At 65.9% G+C, this 528-nt stretch carries 1 protein-coding gene; it reads right to left on the reverse strand.

The genetic code is table 11. The annotated features are described in order from the left end of the window. The coding region (locus tag EN969_RS34585) for a histidinol dehydrogenase (RefSeq protein ID WP_206525381.1) at positions 1 to 528 on the reverse strand (528 nt) is incomplete at both ends.

The raw sequence follows: 528 nt of genomic DNA on the forward strand, positions 1-528 counted from the left end.
GGGTCCAAGCACGAAATTGGCCAGCGTCACCGGCGTGTGCGGCCCCATCAGGATTTCAGCCGCCTCCGTGATGCGCCCGAGATGCGCGAACGGCTCCTTCGACAGGATCTCGAGATGTTCGGGCGCATAGTCGTTGATGAAGCGGTAGCTGTCTTCCAGCGACGCGGTCAGCACGATGCCACCGCGCTTGCCGGTCAGCACCGCGCGTGAAAACTCGACACGCTGCTCGGTCATCCGCGACCAATGCTCCGGGATTGCAGCCAATGCGGCTTCGGCGACCTTGCGGCTGTGCGTCACCAGATAGGCCGAGGAATCCGGCCCGTGCTCGGCTTCGATCAACAGGTCGAGCGCGGCAAGCCCGCCGTCGACGCTGTCATCGGCAAAGATGATCGCTTCGGACGGCCCGGCCGGAAGGCCTGTGTTGATGACCGAAGACAGCACGCTCTTGGCCGCCACCACCCAGGGGCTGCCGGGGCCGACGATCTTGAGCGCGCGCTTCACCGTCTCCGTGCCGTAGGCGACGGCGGC

Source organism: Mesorhizobium sp. M7A.F.Ca.CA.003.01.2.1, from assembly GCF_003998945.1.
Taxonomy (GTDB): Bacteria; Pseudomonadota; Alphaproteobacteria; order Rhizobiales; family Rhizobiaceae; genus Mesorhizobium; species Mesorhizobium ciceri.